The organism is Paenibacillus rhizoplanae, from assembly GCF_042684125.1.
GTDB classification, from domain to species: domain Bacteria; phylum Bacillota; class Bacilli; order Paenibacillales; family Paenibacillaceae; genus Paenibacillus_AQ; species Paenibacillus_AQ rhizoplanae.
In genome coordinates this window covers 1-983 of record NZ_JBHUKY010000089.1, presented here as the reverse complement: position 1 = coordinate 983, position 983 = coordinate 1, and the positions used below count along the sequence as shown (strand labels likewise).

Genomic DNA, 983 nt, shown 5'->3' with positions numbered 1-983 from the left:
AGTTTGTAGACCCGGGGATTTACGAGGCGTACGTCTCGTTCGCTGGGTCCGGCTCTAAGGAATTGAGAATGCGCGGAGCCAATGACGTGCGGATCGACGCCGGCCTAAATGCGGTTGTTGCGGGAGCGTTTGACGTTATCCTAGATCCTGGTTTTGGCGCTTATGTGGGCTCCGCCTCTCCCGGCAATCGCATCGTAACCGCAGCAGAACTCGACGCTATATGGTCAGCTCTCGCAGGTAAAGCGGACGCCTCACATAGTCACAGCGTTACTATTCCGAATCATAACCACGGAAACCCTGCGAATGTTAATAGCGGCGGCGGTACGTTCACGGTCTCTTAATTTCTCTTTCATGTCGCGGGCCTCTTAGATATACTTACGGTAATTACTATATTTAGGAGGCTCACGCATGAAAAAGAAGATTATCGGAATCGTAGCCGCAGCTCTATTACTGGGCAGCTCGATCGGGTACGCGGCAAACTCGTCATTAATCGGCGCAAAGGTAACGGGATTGTTTTCGGTGGAGCAAGATGGTAAGAAGATCGCAGATGCGGTTATTATAAACGGCTCGGCCTACGTTCCAGTACGCGCAATGAGTGAGGCGACCGGAACGGGGCTGGCGGTAGAGGGGAAGAGGATAACGATGGAAAGTAAAGCGGCAGCAACAGTGGAGACGGGTACGGCGGTAGCTGAGCTGGTAACTACGCCGGCCAATACACAGCGGATGCTTACGGAAGAAGAAAAAGCGATGTTTCGAAGTAAAATAGTGACAGGAGAACAAGCGATTACAAAGTATCGCGAAGTGATCGAGCAGACCAAGGCAGAGATAGCCACGCCGAAGGATACGTCTAACGTATTGGAGTTGCAGAAATTCGTAGTCGACCTCGAGTCGCGCATAGCCGCTACTGAGACGATTATCGCGGACATTAAGGCGCAGCTCGGCGAATAACATACGCACATACATTACGGCCGTCCTTCGGGGCG

General features: G+C 52.4%; 2 protein-coding genes. Both read left to right on the top strand.

What is annotated here, in order from left to right:
- The coding region (locus tag ACFSX3_RS30470; RefSeq protein ID WP_379313669.1) for a hypothetical protein at positions 1-341 on the top strand (341 nt) is incomplete at its 5' end.
- Positions 342-408: 67 nt separating this feature from the next.
- Positions 409-948 (top strand): hypothetical protein, encoded by a 540-nt coding sequence (locus ACFSX3_RS30465; protein WP_379256912.1) that lies wholly within the window; start codon positions 409-411, stop codon positions 946-948.
- Positions 949-983 lie beyond the last annotated feature (35 nt).